Annotated in this window: 13 protein-coding genes; 2 read left to right on the top strand and 11 right to left on the bottom strand. The window is 45.2% G+C overall.

Annotated features, from left to right (window positions below; genetic code table 11):
• Positions 1 to 67: 67 nt before the first annotated feature.
• The 11 genes from DWX57_RS07530 to DWX57_RS14110 form a co-directional block, all read right to left on the bottom strand.
• Complete coding sequence (locus tag DWX57_RS07530; protein ID WP_015534575.1) at positions 68 to 742, bottom strand: YkgJ family cysteine cluster protein; 675 nt, start codon at positions 740 to 742, stop codon at positions 68 to 70.
• Positions 743 to 773: 31 nt separating this feature from the next.
• Entirely contained in the window at positions 774 to 3557 is a 2784-nt protein-coding gene (locus DWX57_RS14400; RefSeq protein ID WP_120123395.1) for an ATP-binding cassette domain-containing protein, read from the bottom strand.
• Positions 3558 to 3570: 13 nt separating this feature from the next.
• Entirely contained in the window at positions 3571 to 4452 is an 882-nt protein-coding gene (locus DWX57_RS07520; protein WP_243106189.1) for an energy-coupling factor transporter transmembrane component T, read from the bottom strand.
• Between the two features lie 59 nt (positions 4453 to 4511).
• Positions 4512 to 5465 carry a DUF4430 domain-containing protein gene (locus tag DWX57_RS07515; RefSeq protein WP_120123392.1) on the bottom strand — a complete coding sequence of 318 codons (954 nt, stop codon included), beginning with the start codon at positions 5463 to 5465 and terminating at the stop codon, positions 4512 to 4514.
• Positions 5466 to 5469: 4 nt separating this feature from the next.
• The gene (locus DWX57_RS07510; RefSeq protein ID WP_118758390.1) at positions 5470 to 7440 is read right to left on the bottom strand and encodes a fibronectin type III domain-containing protein; all 1971 of its coding nucleotides are present in this window, start codon (positions 7438 to 7440) and stop codon (positions 5470 to 5472) included.
• Between the two features lie 492 nt (positions 7441 to 7932).
• Positions 7933 to 10944, bottom strand: a complete 3012-nt coding sequence (locus DWX57_RS07505) for a bifunctional diguanylate cyclase/phosphodiesterase (RefSeq protein WP_120123390.1) — start codon at positions 10942 to 10944, stop codon at positions 7933 to 7935.
• A gap of 216 nt (positions 10945 to 11160) precedes the next feature.
• Positions 11161 to 11619, bottom strand: coding sequence for an acyl-CoA thioesterase (locus tag DWX57_RS07500; protein WP_119999764.1), 459 nt, complete (start codon positions 11617 to 11619; stop codon positions 11161 to 11163).
• A 21-nt stretch (positions 11620 to 11640) separates the two neighbouring features.
• Positions 11641 to 13317, bottom strand: coding sequence for an AMP-binding protein (locus DWX57_RS07495; RefSeq protein ID WP_117550101.1), 1677 nt, complete (start codon positions 13315 to 13317; stop codon positions 11641 to 11643).
• A 428-nt stretch (positions 13318 to 13745) separates the two neighbouring features.
• Positions 13746 to 13904: a hypothetical protein gene (locus tag DWX57_RS14115; RefSeq protein ID WP_165852775.1), complete on the bottom strand. Its 159-nt coding sequence runs from the start codon at positions 13902 to 13904 to the stop codon at positions 13746 to 13748.
• Between the two features lie 18 nt (positions 13905 to 13922).
• Positions 13923 to 15377, bottom strand: coding sequence for a 4Fe-4S dicluster domain-containing protein (locus DWX57_RS07490; RefSeq protein WP_015534570.1), 1455 nt, complete (start codon positions 15375 to 15377; stop codon positions 13923 to 13925).
• A 91-nt stretch (positions 15378 to 15468) separates the two neighbouring features.
• On the bottom strand, positions 15469 to 15624 hold the full coding sequence (locus tag DWX57_RS14110) for a hypothetical protein (RefSeq protein ID WP_165852765.1): 156 nt from the start codon (positions 15622 to 15624) through the stop codon (positions 15469 to 15471).
• A gap of 117 nt (positions 15625 to 15741) precedes the next feature.
• Between DWX57_RS14110 and murC the strand changes: the two genes are divergently transcribed.
• Complete coding sequence (gene murC / locus DWX57_RS07485) at positions 15742 to 17124, top strand: UDP-N-acetylmuramate--L-alanine ligase (RefSeq protein WP_015534568.1); 1383 nt, start codon at positions 15742 to 15744, stop codon at positions 17122 to 17124.
• A 281-nt stretch (positions 17125 to 17405) separates the two neighbouring features.
• On the top strand, positions 17406 to 18545 hold the full coding sequence (locus tag DWX57_RS07480; protein ID WP_118649665.1) for a DnaD domain protein: 1140 nt from the start codon (positions 17406 to 17408) through the stop codon (positions 18543 to 18545).
• Position 18546 lies beyond the last annotated feature (1 nt).

Raw genomic sequence — 18546 nt, 5'->3', positions numbered from 1 at the left:
GTATGATCAAGTGATTTCCGATACAAGGTAAACAAAGTTACATCCAGATACTCCATTCCATCCCTTTCTACTCCGTCATACACAGCAGACTCCTAATGTGCGCAAGTCTGGCATCAAACTGATCATAGAAATCCTTCTCCGCATCATACATTCCCACATACATAACCTGCAGCACCAGCATGGTCTGATTTCTCGCTGTCTCATCCTCGCCAGCGCGCATATACTCGATCAGGTTTCTCTGCATGTCCTTCTGGAACTTGTGCCAGTCATTTATATATTTCGTGTACCGCGGCAAGTCCTCTGTATCTATCCATTTCGACACCTTGACCTTAGTCCTGCCTGCGCGCTCACACTCATGTATCTGCAGGATGTATCTGAATCCGTCATCGGTGTAATATCTGCCAAGTGGAAAGAGTCTGCAAAAGCCAGGTCTCGCGCTATGGATGCTGCATCTGCCCTCATCGTTTAAGAATGGGCACTTATCCGCCGTCATCCTTATATTTGGAAGCACCAGACCATCCACCACATTGACCTCAAGCTCCTTTTCAAGCAGCTGCGTAAAGTTCTTGCCGGTCTCCTTACAAAGTCTCATCACGTCCAGTGGATCAAGGATGATGGAACTCCCCATCCCTGTGCAGCAGGCATGGCACCCCTTGCACTCATCGCAGTACGCCTTCACCATATCATTCGCATCGTATAATCTTCCATCTGAGATATCTTCCAGTTTCTCATTTCTTATCATAGCAGTAATCCTCAATCATTTTATTATTTGTCTACAGAACACCATACTTGATCCGCACCCTGTCAAGCTTCTCAAGAAATGGTCTTGCCAGCAGCCACAGGAATATCACCGTTGCAGTTCCATGCACCACGTCAAATGGGAATCCCGTCACATATGACGCTATGATCATGCTCCTGTTCACAGCCGGCTGCCAGATTATCACCGACGCCGGATTCATTATTCCGCCGTATATCAATATACAGATAAGTGCTCCGAATATGCACAGTCCAAGCTTTGTCGTGTTCTTTGTCCGCACTCCGCTTTTGGAGAAGAAGAGTCCCGCCAGGAACCCCACCAGTCCCATGGCAAACATCTGCCATGGAGTCCACGGACCCTGCCCCATCAGGAAATTAGACACGAACATGGACATTGCGCCGACCACAAATCCTCCTTCGCAGCCAAATGCCACTCCGGATATGATCACTATGGCCATGGTCGGGCTGAAGTTCAGGAGCATGAAGAATGCCGCCCTGCCCGTGACGGCCAGAGCACACATAACCGCCAATGTGACTATATCCCTTACCTTGGGCTTTCTTCCCTCAAATGATACGAAGAACGGGATCATTGCCTCTATTATAATCAACAGAGATATAAAATAATATTTTTTGTCTCCAAGTCTCTCGCATCCAAACCATATCGTAAGTGGAATCACAACGAGCATAGCCACTATACTTAATATCGTTCTCCTGACGGATCTGTGACCGGAAGCTTCCATAACGATATCCTCGTTCTTCTTTCTGGTGACAGGTCTTATAGCAAGGAGCAGCCCCGCTATGGCACATATCATCACTCCATACATAGCCAGATATTTCCATCCCTTTGACGTGATGGTCATCCCTCTCTGCACAAGATCTGCCAGATTGGACTGGGCCATGGTCTGCCAGAAGCAGAATATGATGATCACCGACGTGACAGATATCGTGAGTATCTGCCACCATTTCAAGGGATCAGCTTCGCGCTCCTTCGTCAAAGTTATGTCCTTTATTATAGCATCATCGTCGATCCTGTTTCCGTCTCCACATACCGTCCTCGACTCCCTGACTCCATATGCCTTCAATATATCAAAAACAGTAACCGCACCGCAAAGTATCCCCTGGGAGATCCTTGCCGCTGCCGTGGTAAAGAAATTGTTACCTGTCAGATATTCCTGAACACCGCTGACTGTGGCAAGCTCGCCATCGAACAGCAGCGCTATGCGGTCTCCCGCCACAGCGCAGAATTCCACATCATGGCTCACCACCACTATGGTCTTGCCATGTCGCTGCAGATCTCTGAGCATACTCTTGAGTTCTGCCTTAAACCCATTATCAAGCCCCTTTGTCGGCTCATCCATGAGCAGAATATCAGGATCATACAGAAGTACCTTTGCAAGTGCCAGCCTCTGCTTCTCTCCTCCTGACAGATCGTAAGGATGTCTGTCCATCAAATGCTCCAACTTACAGAACCTCACTATGTCCACCAACTTTTTTCTGTCACTTGCGTCCACCAGTTCTTCCCGTACAGAACGTCTTGTGAAAAGGAGCTCCGGGTTCTGTGGGAGCATGCCCACACTTTTACCCTGTTTTATCTTTATTCTTCCACGGTACGGCTTATTTACCCCCGCTATCAGGGAGAGCAACGTCGACTTGCCGCATCCGTTGCTTCCATTTATCATAAGTATCTCATTATCGTATATGTCAAGATCCAGACCGCGAAGTACTTCCTGCGAACCCTTGTCGTATCTGAAGTGAACCTCATCTATCCTGACTGCCCAGGACTTGTCCTGACGATTCGCAATTTTTGTTGTAGTTTCTCCAGCACCATGATCAGTTTTCTGACCATCTGCCTCCCTGGCATCCCCTTCATCCACCAGCACATACCCAGGCGCAACCTCATGCCCCGATTCCCTGTACTTACTGTCAAACTGTGACAACCAGTTTCGCCCCTCCGCTACGGTCACCGGAGATTCATCCGAGCCATCAAGCCCCAGATACACCTGGACAGCCGCCGGCATGGAGAGATACAATCCATTTCTGTTTATACCTTTTTCCTTTAACCTCTGTCCTTCATTTTTCAGGGTGGCAGCTACCTCCTTGACAGTTCCTTGACACAGCACTGTGCCTTCATCCATGACCACCGCTCTGCTGCACACCGGAAGCACCTCCTCCAGCCTATGCTCAGTCATGATGATGGTCGTGCCAAGTTCCCTGTTGATTCTCACAAGACATGCTATGAATTCATTCGCAGCTATCGGATCGAGCTGGCTGGTCGGTTCATCCAGTATCAGCACCTCCGGAGACAGAGCCATGACCGACGCAAGATTCACCATCTGCTTCTGTCCGCCAGACAGCTCTGCGACACGCCTGTGGAATATCCCGGACAACCCGAAGAATGAACACATCTCCGCAACGCGTCGTCTGATATATCCATTATCGTATCCCAGACTCTCCAATCCAAATGCCAGCTCATGCCACACTTTATCAGTGACAAGCTGTGCATCGACATCCTGCTGTACAAATCCGATCTGCCTTGCTGATGTCCGGTCATCCATCTCCTCCAGGCTTCTTCCTTTGAACTCTATCTTCCCGGACGATCTTCCGTGAGGAGCGATACTTGTCTTCAACTGCCTAAGAAGTGTGGTCTTTCCACATCCGGAACTTCCCAATATGACCACGAATTCCCCCTGTCCCACTGATAGCGTCACATTTTTCAATGCATCAGGTAAATATCTCTCGCCCGAATCATCATTGCTATCGGGATATGCAAATGTCAGTTCTTTTATATCTAATATATTCACAGCTTCTCCTTTGTCACATTTTGTGAATCTTAAAATTTTCTTTTGCCTGCATATATATCGGAACGCATATAAGGCATACATACACTACATACATGCTTATAGTAACCGCCCCACCTACACTTCCTCTTATGGACGGATAATACCAGAACGTAAATCCTCCGCGCACACTGCCAGCCATCACATATAAACCACACACAAGAATAAAAACGAGGGCTTTAATGTCACTTTTTCTAAATCTATATAATGAATATGCAGATCTTCCGGAAAGTCCATATCCCCGTGATCTCATACTGTCTGCAGTGACAAGCGCCCGTTCAAGAGCCCAGGTTACAACGGCAGAAAACACATGGCAGCCCGTTCTAATTCTCACAAAATACAAACCTTTTGGTTTGTATCCAGATGCCCTCTGTGCCCTGTACACCTTTCCAAACTGTCCTGCTATGTCCGGAATAAATCTCAGTGTCATGGAAAGTATCAGTGACAACACTGGCGCCGCCTTGCCGAACAGATACACCATCTTGTCCGATGATATAACGCAGTTAAAGCACGAAAACCAGCATATCACTGTCACCAGCATAAACGCAGCCATGATTCCATACATTATAGACTCCAATGTCAACGGATTTCCAGACGGAAAATATGTGAGTATCGTCACGCCCTGATGGCTGAACGCCGGGTTGATGAGCGCCGTCAGCAATATAAGTGGGATCATATATTTTATATTTGTCCTGAAGCCATCATATCCCCTAAGCAATACTGAATACACAAATGCCCCTATAAAAGACATGCCCAGGCAAACCGGATGGGTAAATGCCAGGGCATATCCTATAGTGAATATAAAGTATACCAGATTGACTATAGGGTGATATGTGGAAAATGAATCCTGTCTTTTCACAATTATATTTTTATCTCCTATCAATCACTATGTCCAGTACCCATGTCTCAGCGAATCTGTCAATGCATCTCGGATCCAACATCTGCTCCCAGGTCACATGTATAGAGCCATTTTATCACATCTCCCTGCTTGAGTTCATAGCTTGAACAGCCATAATTTGGGAACCAGCCATTTACCGAGTACATCCAGCCTGAGCCATCACCACAGTCAAATTCATACAGATTGTGAATTCCTTCTATATAATAACTTCCATACATAGGCGTCCATGAATATTCAAGCTGTATACCATAATCCCTGCACACCGACTTAAGCACTTCGAATACTGTGTCCCCCTCCTCAAATGTGGCAGTCACAGTTCCCAGAATGACACCATCATCAGGTACATAGTCCTTTTTCTCCGGTCTTAGCAGTTCCAGATTGTCAAATATTGTAGAACATCCTATTGATATAGTGCAACTGTAGGTTTTCTTCGGCGCTTCAGTTGTATTCTCTGTAGTTGCCTTTGTCGTGGCAGAAGAATCAGCAGTTGTCTTATCCGGTTTCCGCTTTTCCGTAGTCGTCGTGGTCCCCGGCTTCTTCTCAGTTGTTTTTTGAGACTCCGTGGTGGTATTCTTCTTTGTAGTAGCCTCCGTCTTCTTCTCCGTGGTAGTCTCAGAATTTCGCTCCGTCACATTCTCCGATGTGCTCTCAGCGGAAGTCTGATATTCTGTTTCCGATGTATCAGAATCCGAATGAGTTCCTGAGGAGGTATCGGTTACAGAACTGTCTGATTTCTTTTTCTTGTCATTCCCTGCATCAGTATTTTCCTCTGTCGCACTCTTCGTTGTCTCCGTCAGTTCCGCACCGCCTACAGCTTCAGTTGTGACTCCCTCTTCGGTCTTTTCCAACTTGAAACCTCTGGTCCCCGGCGCATTTCCTCCGTACCAGAAAGCCCACACCAGGATCAGCAGAACAATCACAGCTCCACCTATGTGTTTCTTATATTTCTTTACAAATTCTTTGATCTTATCCATACACCTACTTCTTTCGGATCACAACGTTTACAGTCTTGCTCCATGCTCCGTAATAATAAGTCTTTCCAACCTTCTTGAATCCCTGAACTCTGACATAATACCGCTTTCCCGCCTTGAGTCCGCTCAACGTCACATTTGTCTTCTTGTTTACCGATGCCCTGTACACCTTGACATTCTTTTTAAATGTCTTATCCGTGGAATACATCACCCTGTACCCCGAAGCACTCGCATTTTTTTTATAAGTCACAGTGCACTTTTTCTTCACCGTTGACTTTATCTTTGTTATCTTTTCCTGATTGACCCTGTATATTGTCTGGGTCGTATACGTAGCCTCCCCGCCACTTCCAACAGGCTTAACTGCATAGATATATTTCTTGCCATTTGCGACCTTCCGGTCAGTGTAGCTCAGAGATTTTGTGGTGGCCACAGTCGTCCAATTCTTTGCATTTCCAACCTTTCTGAGCACCACATATCTGTCAGCCCGTGCCGCTTTCTTCCACTTTACTGTTATGCCTGCTGCTCCATTACCCGCCGACACACTCGTCTTAGCCGGCGCAGCCATCTTTATGACAAATGTCTTGCTGGCTGAGCCCTTGAATATTCCCTTGCCGGTCACCACTACCTTTGCCGAATTGCCAATATTGACATTGTTCTGATATGAAATGGTGTAATCCACGCCATCCTTAAGCACTCTGTCACCAATCTTCACCGTCACGCCCGGCTTCTTGGCCTTGCCGTCGTACACATACGTGCTGGTGCTGAGTTTCACATCCGCTGTCGCCACGGATCGGATATATAATGACTTTGCATCAGACATATCATACAGTGTGTTCTTTCCTTTTTTGAATCTGTCATAGGCAGCCAGAGCATATCCAGCCTGCTGCGAAGCCATTCCATTTACAACCAGTTCACCATTCTGTTTTACATCATGGGCAAACCCGCCGGCACTCGCAACATAGAATCCCATCAAAGCATCCAGCACAGAATGTCCATTTTTGACAAATGCCTCATCTGTTCCGGCATCCCTGCCTATATCAAGTAATCCACATATCACCTGCGCACAGCTCTCAGAATTCACAGTTCCCCATGAAGCAAATCCACCATCAGCCTTCTGCAGCCCCGACATTACATCAAGCGCCCTGTCAACCGCCGTCTTAACCTCTGTGTTAGACTTGTAATACGGCGCAAGTGCCTGAATTGTCATACCTGTCATATCCGGGTCAGCATTACTACCAGAAAATGCCCAACCACCGCTAGAAAGCTCTCGTCCAAGGATATATTCAACAAGCCCTTCCCTTGTCGTCTGAACACCGTCACTTCCATCTGGAAGCTTCGGAATATCATAACCTACCGTGTCAAATGCAATCAACGCAAACACCGGGCCATTGATTCCCTGTGTTGTTACATAATTCATATCGGCCAATGGCTCAAGCAGATTGTATCCACCAACATCTGTGGCATCAGCGCCAATCGCAGTGAGTGCAAGTATAGTTCTTGAATTGTCCGTACTCTTATTCTTGTGAAGCTTTGCCGAGCCTTTTGCCTTAACATACTCCACAACATTATCATAGTATTCCCCATACCATGCCTCATCCTCATAAGCATATCTGGCAAGAGTCATCACGTTCCACTCAGCTCCAAACTGAGGGTCATCCGCAGTCTTCCTCAGATATACAAGAGTATCGCCAAGGGCCTGTGTGTAATCAACTGCAGCCACATCTGCAGTTTCCTCTGTCGCAGTTCCTGTCACCGGATCCGTCTCGTCATTCGTCGCTGTAGATACTGCTGGATTCGTCATATCGTCTGGCACTGTGTATATCGTAGAATCTGTTACACCATCCGACTCTGCATATATCGTAGAATCCGTTACATCATCCGCCGCATACACGTTCACAGCATTTCCTGTTGTTCCCGTGAACATAACCATTGCCATCGTGCACATCGCCATACACACAGCAAAAATTCTTCTCTTCATAATCGTGTCTCCTTTCACATTATTCCGAGTGGATATATAGCAAGCGATCTGACTTGCCACAATTACCCCAATCTTATCAACGCCCATGTTCTATGTCAACCTGAAGCAAGCAAGTCAAAGAGCACAAAATTTTATCTTTTTCGCAAAAAAATTCCTGAAATAACACAAATTTCCGGGAATTGTATCTTTTAGCCATTTTAAAACTCATTTAGATACAATTTTCTCCCAAACAAGCCAAAATCCCCCAAAAAGAACACAATTTTAAATTTTTTCAAAATGCAATCCTCAAAGCCGGCCACAACGTAAGACCCGCTTGGTAATATATATATCCGACAATCGGTAGCGCAGACGTCTATGCTTCGATGGTGCTTGCTGGTGCGCAGATCCGCCGACGCCCTTTTGGCGGTCGGAGCACCATGCAGATAGCACCCAATCGAAGTGCAGTAAGTCAAGCGTGATTGCGGATGTATATATTACCAAGCGGGTCGTCTGTCACAAAAGCTTCTTAAAATCCTCCAGACAAACCGGTCTGGAGAAATGATATCCCTGATAGTAAGTGGAACCATACCTATGAAGGTAATCGAACAGTGCCTTGTCCTCGACACCTTCAATGCAGCTCTTGTATCCGAGTTGATGTGCACAGGACACAACCGCCTGTACAAGGACCTGATTAGGCTTGCTCTCCTGTATTCCCCTGACAAATGACATATCGACCTTAAGCTCATCTATCGGTAATTCCGTGAGCAGATTTAGGGTAGCATTTCCCGTTCCAAAATCATCAATAGCGATCTTTATTCCAAGTTTCCTGAAATATTCCAGCTCATTTTTCAGAAATGCTATATCCATATTCTTACATCTCTCTGTGAGCTCTATGCACAAATACTCAGGAGGGAACTTCGTCTTTTTTAATATATCCACAACAGCCTGCCTGAATCCATGATTCTCAAGCTGAGTCGCTGATATATTGACATTCACCACAAAATCAGGTCTGATCTTGCGAACCTCCATACCATCCGTGAGTGCCTGCTCTATTATCCAGTTGCCAAGTTCAAAGAAACACGGCTCCATCTCAAGCCACGGTATAAATATTCCCGGTGGAACCACTCCAAATTCCTTGTGTTTCCATCTGAGAAGAGCCTCCATACCTACTATGTGTCCTGTCTCGGAATTTGCTATAGGCTGATAGCACATGAAAAAGCCTTCCATGTTGTTTGCCACACATTTGTGTATTGTGCTGTACAGCTGCAGTCTCATTCTATCATTGTCCTTGATCTCCTCATTGAAGAATACAAGTTCACCATGATGATCCTCCTTGGATCTCTCCAAGGCATATTCCACACTGCTCTTTATCACGTCCTCATCGGCTCCTACGTGGTCATATATCAGACCACCACCGTATAATTTAAGCGGGATCGCCGTGCCGTTCAGACCTACATTGTCAAGTGCAAGATTCTGTACATGTCTGTATACCTCTTTTAGCTCCTGTTTGGTATACATGTTTGAGCAGATTGCAAATTTTGCTCCATCGAGTCTGAACACGAGTCCCTTTCCACCGACGACATTTTTGAGCTTTGTGGCAAAATCCTTAAGAACAGAATTGCCATATGCATATCCGTACATCATATTGATGCTGTTAAACATAGATATTCCTATTGCCAGAATGCTCATCGTCTGCTTATTTCTCAAATGTATAGATATATACTTGGTATACTCTTGCTGATTGTGCAGGTTTGTCACCGGATCAACCCCGTCTATGACTCCGTGGTTTATGACCGTTCCCACAAAGAACTCCGGATCACCATTTTCCTTCTTGGTGATGAAGCCTCTGCAGGTACAGACCACATATTCACCCTTTTTGTTTCTCATTCTATATTCTACATCATGAAACTTTTTACGCCCCGCAAATACCTCTGTAATATCCTGTTCAAATATTGCTCTGTCATCCGGATGTATAAGCTTTTCCCACACTTTCTGTGTATCATATATGTATTGCCCCGGAAGTCCAAAGTAATCCACAGCACTTGCAGACCATTTTGTCACATTCGTATCGAGATCATTCATAAATATATAATTTCGGAGTGTTGTAGCTGCAAGGGCGTCAAATATCCTGTCTGTCTTCCCAAGATTCCTGTAATGCGGAACTCCATCCTCTGTAGTTCCTACAGCTATATTCGCCTCGTTCTCCACACTCTCGCGCCTCTTGACCTCAGGATGCTTCGAATAGAATCTCTTCTTATCCTCATACATCAGTCTTTCGGCTTCGTTCATTATCTTGTCTATTGAATCTGCCTCAGCCTTCCAGACTGCGCCGAACGCAACCGGAGCCTCCTCCTGCTCGTCAATTACCTCTTTGTATCTGGCGATCATTGAGTTAAACGACTGCTCAGCAATATCCATAATGATGACAACAAATTCATCGCCGCTTATCCTGTAACATGCATTTTCGCCAAAATGCTGCGCCAGCATCTGCGATACCCTCTGAAGATAGAGATCTCCTTCTTTATGTCCATAATGATCATTCACATACTTCAGTTTGTTCACATCGTTGAATATGAATCCGACCGACCGCTTATCCTTTCGGTCCGCGTACGCGTCACACAGAAGGTTAAATGCATTTCTATTGCCTAGACGAGTGAGTGCGTCCTTGTAACTGTAAAATTCCAACAGCTCCTGCCTCTCTATGCTCTCAGAATACTCCTCATGTATATCCCTCGTATAAAGATAGAATACCTTATTGTCATCTCTATAGTCAGCAGTAGGTATGACCTCTGTCATCACCCATCTGTACACCATATCCATCTTGCGCTTATATCTAATGGTAAATCTGTCATGCCCATTCGCAAAATATTTTATGAGGAACTCAGGCGACAGGCATCTCCTTACCCTGTCCACATCGTCAGGGAATATCTCACCGCCTATAGTCATGTCTTTCATGTACTCTCCAAAGCAGTTATGCTTAACCTCATCCCTGCTTCTTATATATCCGCCTCTCAATGTCTCGCAAATATTGTGAGTCACATCAATCCTGAATATACGCCTGTATACCCTTGTCAGTGTCCTGAGACTATCCTCCAGTACCAGAGTGTCAAGGCTGACTGGCCTCATGCCGAACACAATCCATTGTCCGTCCTCTCTCGGCTCCTTCTCAGCTTCTATATCCATGGAAACCCACTCATAGTCCTCGCCAAGCCTCAATCTGAACCTGAAATTACGCACGATGGATCTGGCTCCGGCTTCTATGAGTGCTTTGACATGCTTCATATCACACATATATGCAAATTCTCTGACCTCATCAGGATGACAGCAGTCCAGTCCCCTGTTATCTTTAAAATAGGAGGATACGTCAGTGATGCTTTTGTAATTATCTGCATTTTTATCCACGCTGATAACACTCACATACTCCCCAGTATCAATGTTGACCAGCGCCAGCTTCACATAATTATCATATAATATATTTTGTATCTGTTCTTTGTAGTATTTTTTGTCAAGTGATATCTCTCTCAAAAGATCCCTCCTTGCAGCATCATCCGGCCTGCCATATATTTCCACGCAACCGTTTTCATTATAGCATTTACGCCACAATATAAAAAGGATGTTTTAACTAATTACATGGCTAAATAGATAAAAATAGCCGGTAAAAAAGTTACATAAACAATTTTACCAGCTATTAATAACCTTCAATTAATATTAAATTATTTATACACCAAACAATACCTCTGTTTATTTAGTCTGGCGTTTCTTGTAATCCTCAAGCAGCTCCTTAAACAGCTTATCGTGCTCAGGATATGCCTTTCTGATAAACACAAGCTTGTTGTTGCCATCCAACAGGCAATGTGAGCTTGTACAAAGTGTCCTGAGCTCGCCTGTCTTCTTGTCCACGATCTCATATGAAAAGCCTACACGGACACCTGTATACTCCGAAAGGCTGACATGTATCAGCACGTCATCGCCAAAGTGGCACATGCTCTTATACTCAGCCGTTACACCAAGCACAGGAATTATATATCCGTCATCCTCTACAGACTTGTAATCCCAGCCTATCTGTGTCATCCAGTCCAGCCTTGCCTCCTCAATCCATCTGATGTAATTGGAGTGGTGTACTATCTGCATCCTGTCCGTCTCATAATAATAAACCGATCTATCATATGGCTTGATCTTACTCATATCTATATCTATCATTTATTTCACCTGATTTCTGACTTACTTCCAGTCCTTTTCCTTGATCTCAACACGTCTTACCTTGCCGCTGATGGTCTTTGGCATCTCATCAACGAACTCGATAACTCTAGGTCTCTTGTAGCTTGCGATGTTCTCCTTGAAGTATCTCTTGAGCTCCTTCTTGAGGTTCTCATCGCCAACTGTACCCTCTGTGAGAACGATAGTGGCCTTTATTGCCTGACCTCTTGTGCTGTCAGGTACTGATGTAACTGCACACTCAAGGACATAAGGTATTCTCATGATCTCATTCTCTATCTCGAAAGGTCCTACTCTGTAGCCTGCAACCTTGATGATATCATCCACACGTCCAACGAACCAGAAATATCCATCCTCATCCTGGTAAGCCGTATCACCTGTGTGATAGAAGCCGTCATGCATAACCTCGGCTGTTCTCTGTGGATCCCTATAGTACTCCATGAACAGTCCGTCCGGCGCACCGTCTGCGATGTTGATGACGATCTCACCTGTCTCACCAGGTGCAGCAAATGTTCCGTCTGCCTTCATGATCCTCACGTCATACATTGGGCTTGCCTTACCCATTGATCCCGGTCTTGGAGTAGTGTTCTCAAGGTTACCAATGGTAAGAGTCGTCTCTGTCTGACCAAATCCTTCATATATAGTGAATCCTGTCTTCTCCTTGAATACGTCAAATACCTCAGGGTTAAGTGCCTCACCCGCCGTTGTACAATATCTGAGTGATGAGAGATTGTACTTACTCATATCCATACGGATAAGGATCCTGTACAGTGTTGGAGGTGCACAAAATGTTGAGATGTTGTACTTCTCAATAAGCTTGAAGATTGTATCTGCGCTGAATGTATCAAAATCAAATACGAATACACAAGCCTCGCACAGCCACTGTCCGTAGAGCTTGCCCCAGAGAGCCTTGCCCCAGCCCGTATCTGAAACTGTGAGATGAACCTCACCAGGCTTATTGCAGTGCCAGTATTTTGCTGTGATGTAATGTCCAAGTGGATACAGATGATTGTGTGCAACCATCTTTGGATGCTCTGTTGTTCCCGATGTGAACATGACGAACAGTATATCATCCTTTCCTCCTACGGCATCCTCGCCTGTAGGTCTTGGAAACTCGGTGCTGCACTCCATGATTCCCTCATCGAAGAAGTTCCAACCTTCAACCGAATGATTCACAACGATCTTTGTCAGCTTGTCATCAGCAAATGTATCTATGGACGCCGTGATTCCGTCATCTGATGTACACACAACCGCTGATACGCCTGCTGCCTCAATTCTATACTGATAATCTGTTGCCTTTAATATATTTGTCGCCGGTATAGCTATGGCACCGATCTTGTGGAGAGCCATCATGGTGAACCAATACTGGTAATGTCTCTTTAACACGAGCATTACCTTGTCACCCTTCCTGATGCCCAGGCTCTTGAAGTAATTGGCCGCCCTATTGGAATAATCCTTGATATCCTGGAATGTGAATTTCTTCTCGATCGTTCTATCCTTTGATACATAGATGAGCGCTGTCTGATCAGGCTCCTTCTCTGCCAGAGCATCCATTACGTCGTATGCGAAGTTGAAATTCTCGCTGTTGGTGAACTCAATCTTGCTGAGAACTCCATTCTCATCAAGAGCTGACCTCACAAACTTTCCTGCTATTCCCTGCTCTGGTCTCATTTCTGTTGACATGTTAATTTCCTCCATAAACTATAAGTTCTGATAATATATATGGTAAAACGGTTTTTCCGCCTTTTAACGCCGGCGATACATGCCGTTTTTTATCACATTATGTATTAACTTAGTATAAAAAGTCTTCTAAGTTCGTATTTCTATCTAGCAATCAAAATAAACGTTACTTTAATGTGCGTTTTCAATTAACTTTACACGTAGTTTCGATTACTACATCCATATATTATCATATCTCTTTGTCATGTCAACAGGAAAATAAAAGTTTTAATTTATTTTCACATATTGGTATTACATTTTGACTGCACAGGTTTTTCCCTCAATCCATAAAAATAAGGCGTGCAGCAATGAATTTCCCCCGGATAAGTCCAGTTTCATCTCCATCGCTGCACGCCTTAATTTTCTTATTATTTCATTATATATCACAGTCTCTACTGATCCTGTACCTGCTTGGAATCCTGTGTCTGCTGCCGGCTGTCCCACTGAAGCTTCTTCTTACGCATCTGTGACTTGTATACAAGTATCGCCGTAACCACCGATACGCACACAAATATAAGCACACATATCACAAATATCAAAACTGTTGTCATGTCTTTGTCCTCCATGCACTAATCTCTCACCATATCAATCTTGTCTGCTCCCTGCTTCTCAAGATTCTCTGTGATGTTGATATCTGTAGAATTATCAAGGGCTGCCTTTCTGTCACGCATCGCCATGTTCGGATCCCTGTGTCTTGAAGGGCCGCCCACGCAGCCACCTTCACACGCCATACCTTCCATGAAGTCATCCTGGAATCTGTTGAACTTCATGAGGGTCAGTGCCTTCTTACATGCATCTATTCCATCGCATTTGCACACCTTAACCTCGTCCTCGCAGCCGAGCTCCTTCATGCTCTCTATGACTGCCGCTGTGACTCCGCCTGCATTTGCAAATTTCTTGCCGAACAGTGTGGACTGGTCGTTATCTTCAGCCTCAGGCTCAAGCTTGACATCCTTTGCTCTCAGCATGGCTCTGATCTCTCCGTATGTCAGCGCATAGTCCGCAGATTCCTTCTCTCCGGCTGCACTCTCGGCTTTCTTGCCGATACAAGGGCCGATGAATACTGTCACAGCGTCCTCATAATTCTCCTTGATGTATCTGGACACAGCACACATAGGAGATACCGTCTCAGATACCCTGTCTGCCAGCTCAGGGAAATGCTTCTCCACAAGAAGCTTGAATGCAGGACAGCAGGAGGTTGTCTTCTTCCTGCCCTCTGCCTTGGCCTCCATCCATTCCTTTGCCTCTGCCATGGCTGTCATGTCGGCACCAAGTCCCACATCCACCGCATCGTAGAAGCCTATCTTCTTCATGGCTGTTCTCCAGCTCGCCATGGTGATATCCGCACCGAACTGTCCGTATGTGGCAGGTGCGAACATGGCAAATACCTTCTTGCCGGCTCTCATGTCATTTATTATATCTACTATATAAGACTTTGATCCGATCGCACCAAATGGGCACTTGTGGATACATGAACCACAGTCTATACATTTGTCCTTGTCTATGACCGCAATACCTGTTCCATTCTCAGCCACAGATATGGCACCAACCGGGCAGCTCTTGATACATGGACGCATCAGATCTGCAATGGCATTGTACGGACATGCCTTGGCACACTGTCCACACTCCTTACACTTTGATGGGTCGATGTAGGACTTGTCACGTCCCATGCTGATGGCACCGAAACGGCACGCCTGCTGACACGCTCTTCCCATGCACTTCTGGCAGTTATCAGTTACTACGTAACGTGAGATCGGACAACCCTCACAGGCAGAATTGATGATCTGGACTACATTCCCATCATCCTCTGTTCCAGGGGCTTTGCCCTCGGCAAGTCTGATCCTCTGTCTGATGACCTCCCTCTCTCTGTATATACAACATCTGAAAAATGGCTGTGGACCGGGAACCATCTTATATGGAAGATTGTCCCTCTCATCATCCAGCCTGCCTTCATACGCAAGCTTTGCCACCTCATAAAGCACCTCGTGCTTTACCTTTAATAATGTAGCGTCATTTGTAATCATGTGTTAACCTCTACTTATATATATTGTGGATCTTCTGTCATAGCAATCACTACGCATATGATCCAGTTGCTGATCGTATCACTCTTCCCATTCAGATCCAGTTATAATCTCCAACCGTTATAGCCAGGCTGAGCAATGCATCCATCTTCTCTACCTCTTCTGCGCCCTCTACGATACGCATGAGTTTTGCAGTTTTCTCCTCAGCATCTATCGCACTACCTCCATTTATAACATAATTTTCGTTCAATAACAATCTATGCAATTGACCAAAACCATTTATTTTCATTTGAGGGCAGTTATGCTATAATAAAAAACACTTTTAAATATAGTAATCAATCTTTTATATAAGGAAGGCGAAATACAAATGTACAAGATCAATTTTTCAAAGCCAATCAACGTCCATTTCATGGGCATAGGCGGAATAAGCATGAGCGGTCTCGCAGAGATACTTCTGAAGGCCGGATTCAAGGTTACCGGATCAGATATGAAAGCATCTGAGATTACCGATCAGCTTGCCGATATGGGTGCTCTGATCAACATCGGCCAGTGCGCTTCCAACATAACAGACAACATAGATCTGGTCGTATACACAGCAGCCATACATCCTGACAATGAAGAGTTCAAGGCCGCAGTGGAGAAGAACATTCCTATGCTCACCAGAGCCCAGCTTCTCGGCCAGATCATGGAGAATTACAAATATTCCATAGCCGTCAGTGGAACCCACGGCAAGACAACAACGACTTCCATGCTGTCCTACATCCTCATAGATGCGGACACTGATCCTACCATATCAGTCGGAGGAATCCTCGACAGCATCGGCGGCAATATCCGTGTAGGCAAATCTGAATACTTTGTAACAGAGGCATGTGAGTACACCAACAGCTATCACGCATTTAAGCCTTTTATCAGTATCATACTGAACGTGGATGCCGACCACCTTGATTTCTTCAAGGATATAGATGAGATCGCTGAGTCATTCCATGTATTTGCCACCAAGACTCCAAAGGAGGGCCTGGTCATCGTGAACGGCGATATGAAGTATTATGATACCGTTGTCAGAGACCTCGAGTGCCGCGTGGTAACATTTGGAAAGGGCGCACAGAACAAATATTCAGCACACAATATACGATTCGATGACTTCGGCCATCCAACCTATACACTGGTTGTGGACGGCAAAGAGATCACTGACATAACACTCAAGGTATTCGGTGAGCACAACGTATACAACTCACTGTCAGCCATAGCGGCATCCCTTGAACTTGGAATCTCCATAGATGTCATCAAACAGGGACTGTCAGAGTGTGTCGGTGCCGAGAGACGTTTTGAGTACAAGGGAACCATCCTCGACAACGTGAGAGTCATGGATGACTACGCTCACCATCCAACTGAGATAGCAGCCACACTGAAGGCAGCAAAGAACACAAGCTACAACGAACTGTGGTGCGTATTCCAGCCACACACCTACTCAAGAACCTACGCTCTGTTCGATGAGTTTGTAGACGCACTCAAGGTATGTGACCACGTCATCGTGGCAGATATTTATGCAGCCCGAGAGAAGGATACCGGACTTGTCTCAGCAAAGCAACTCGCCGAGAAGATCGCCGAGACGGGTACTGATGCGTTCTATCTTCCATCTTTCGACGATATAGAAAATTATCTCTTAAAAAATTGCAAAAAAAATGATTTGTTGATAACTATGGGCGCCGGAAACGTCTATTCTATCGGAAATGACCTGATAAAAAATTAGTTATCCACATTATCCACACAGCTCTGTGGGAAAGTTTTCCCCACAGAGCTTATATTTTTTTGTTGACATAATTTTTACAGAAATATTACAAAGCCCTGTTAAACTATGACTTTTGTATTTTTATGTCTCTTTTTCGTCCACATTATCCACATTATCCACATCCCCACCATTTTTCCCAACCGACTGTATGTTCTGTTTGCATTCCAAAAAGTTCATGTTATAATGCATTTGCGCTAAGGGAAATGCGCTATTTCAGGAGTATGATCAAGGAGTTTTTTGACATGAGCTACATTACTATTACAACAGAAAAAAACGAAACATATTCCTCTATATCAAACTTTTTTATAGACTATTACATGACCTCCGCCAGCGGAGAGTTTGTTAAGGTATATCTGTATCTGGTCAGACTTATGTCTTCCAGTAAACCCGTGTCTGTCGCCAACATAGCAGATCATTTTAATCTCACAGAGAAGGATATTTGCAGAGCCATAAAATACTGGATAAGCCAGGATGTTATGAAGCTCAACTACAACAAGAAGAAGGAGCTTACAGGAATAACTCTTCTCCCTCTTCACGACAAGGGCAGCTCCTCCGACAGCGGAGTTGACGACCTCTCTATTCTCGGCATGGATTATTCCACCGGGGATGACGATAACAACAGCGAGATCACGGCGACGATCACAGATGAAGACAAGGCCGAGGTGCCGGAGCGCACTCTGCCTGACAAGATAACAGTTACACCAGAATTTCTTAGGAAGAAACAGGAGGACGAGGTTCTCTCTGATATTATGTTTGAGACAGAGGCATATTTTGGCAGACCGCTTTCCATGCCTGAATCAGAAAGTCTCATATACATATACGACCAGCTTGGCTTCTCCCAGGAGCTCATCGAATATCTGATCGAATACTGTCTGACCATGGGCAAGGCAAGCTTCAGATATGCGGAGACCGTAGCCATAGCATGGTATGAAAAAGGAATCGACACGGTTGACAAGGCCAAGGCAGACAGCTCCGCCTACAACCCATTTTACAGAAAGGTCTTCTCTGCACTTGGAATACGCAGAAGCAATCCTACCAGCATAGAGACCGCATACATTGACGCGTGGACAGGTGAGATGAATTTCTCAGAGGATCTTATCCTTCTGGCATGTGAGAAGGCCATAATCTCCAAGCCACAGTCCGCCAACTTCGCATATGTCAATGGAATTCTTGAAAACTGGCATAAGAATGGTGTACAATCCATTAGGGATGTCGAACTGCTCGATCAGGAGTTCCTCAAGAAGAAATCAGCGGCCACAGCGCAGCCTGCAGCCACCAGGAATCCGAATGGATTTGCGAACTTCAAGCAGACAGACATGTCCAACCAGTTGGACAAGCTGGAACAGATGCTTGCAGATGAACTCAATCTTGATAAGAGGTAAT

This window comes from Coprococcus sp. AF19-8AC (assembly GCF_003603115.1).
Lineage (GTDB): Bacteria > Bacillota > Clostridia > Lachnospirales > Lachnospiraceae > Coprococcus > Coprococcus aceti.
The sequence above is the reverse complement of the archived record's forward strand: the minus strand, read 5'-3'. Positions and strand labels throughout refer to the sequence as shown.

Coding starts and splice junctions, on each gene's coding strand:
- DWX57_RS07480 (WP_118649665.1), top strand. CDS start 17,406: ATGAGCTACATTACTATTACAACAGAAAAAAACGAAACATATTCCTCT.
- DWX57_RS07530 (WP_015534575.1), bottom strand. CDS start 742: ATGATAAGAAATGAGAAACTGGAAGATATCTCAGATGGAAGATTATAC.
- murC (WP_015534568.1), top strand. CDS start 15,742: ATGTACAAGATCAATTTTTCAAAGCCAATCAACGTCCATTTCATGGGC.
- DWX57_RS14115 (WP_165852775.1), bottom strand. CDS start 13,904: ATGACAACAGTTTTGATATTTGTGATATGTGTGCTTATATTTGTGTGC.
- DWX57_RS07515 (WP_120123392.1), bottom strand. CDS start 5,465: ATGGATAAGATCAAAGAATTTGTAAAGAAATATAAGAAACACATAGGT.
- DWX57_RS07490 (WP_015534570.1), bottom strand. CDS start 15,377: ATGATTACAAATGACGCTACATTATTAAAGGTAAAGCACGAGGTGCTT.
- DWX57_RS07495 (WP_117550101.1), bottom strand. CDS start 13,317: ATGTCAACAGAAATGAGACCAGAGCAGGGAATAGCAGGAAAGTTTGTG.
- DWX57_RS07510 (WP_118758390.1), bottom strand. CDS start 7,440: ATGAAGAGAAGAATTTTTGCTGTGTGTATGGCGATGTGCACGATGGCA.
- DWX57_RS07500 (WP_119999764.1), bottom strand. CDS start 11,619: ATGATAGATATAGATATGAGTAAGATCAAGCCATATGATAGATCGGTT.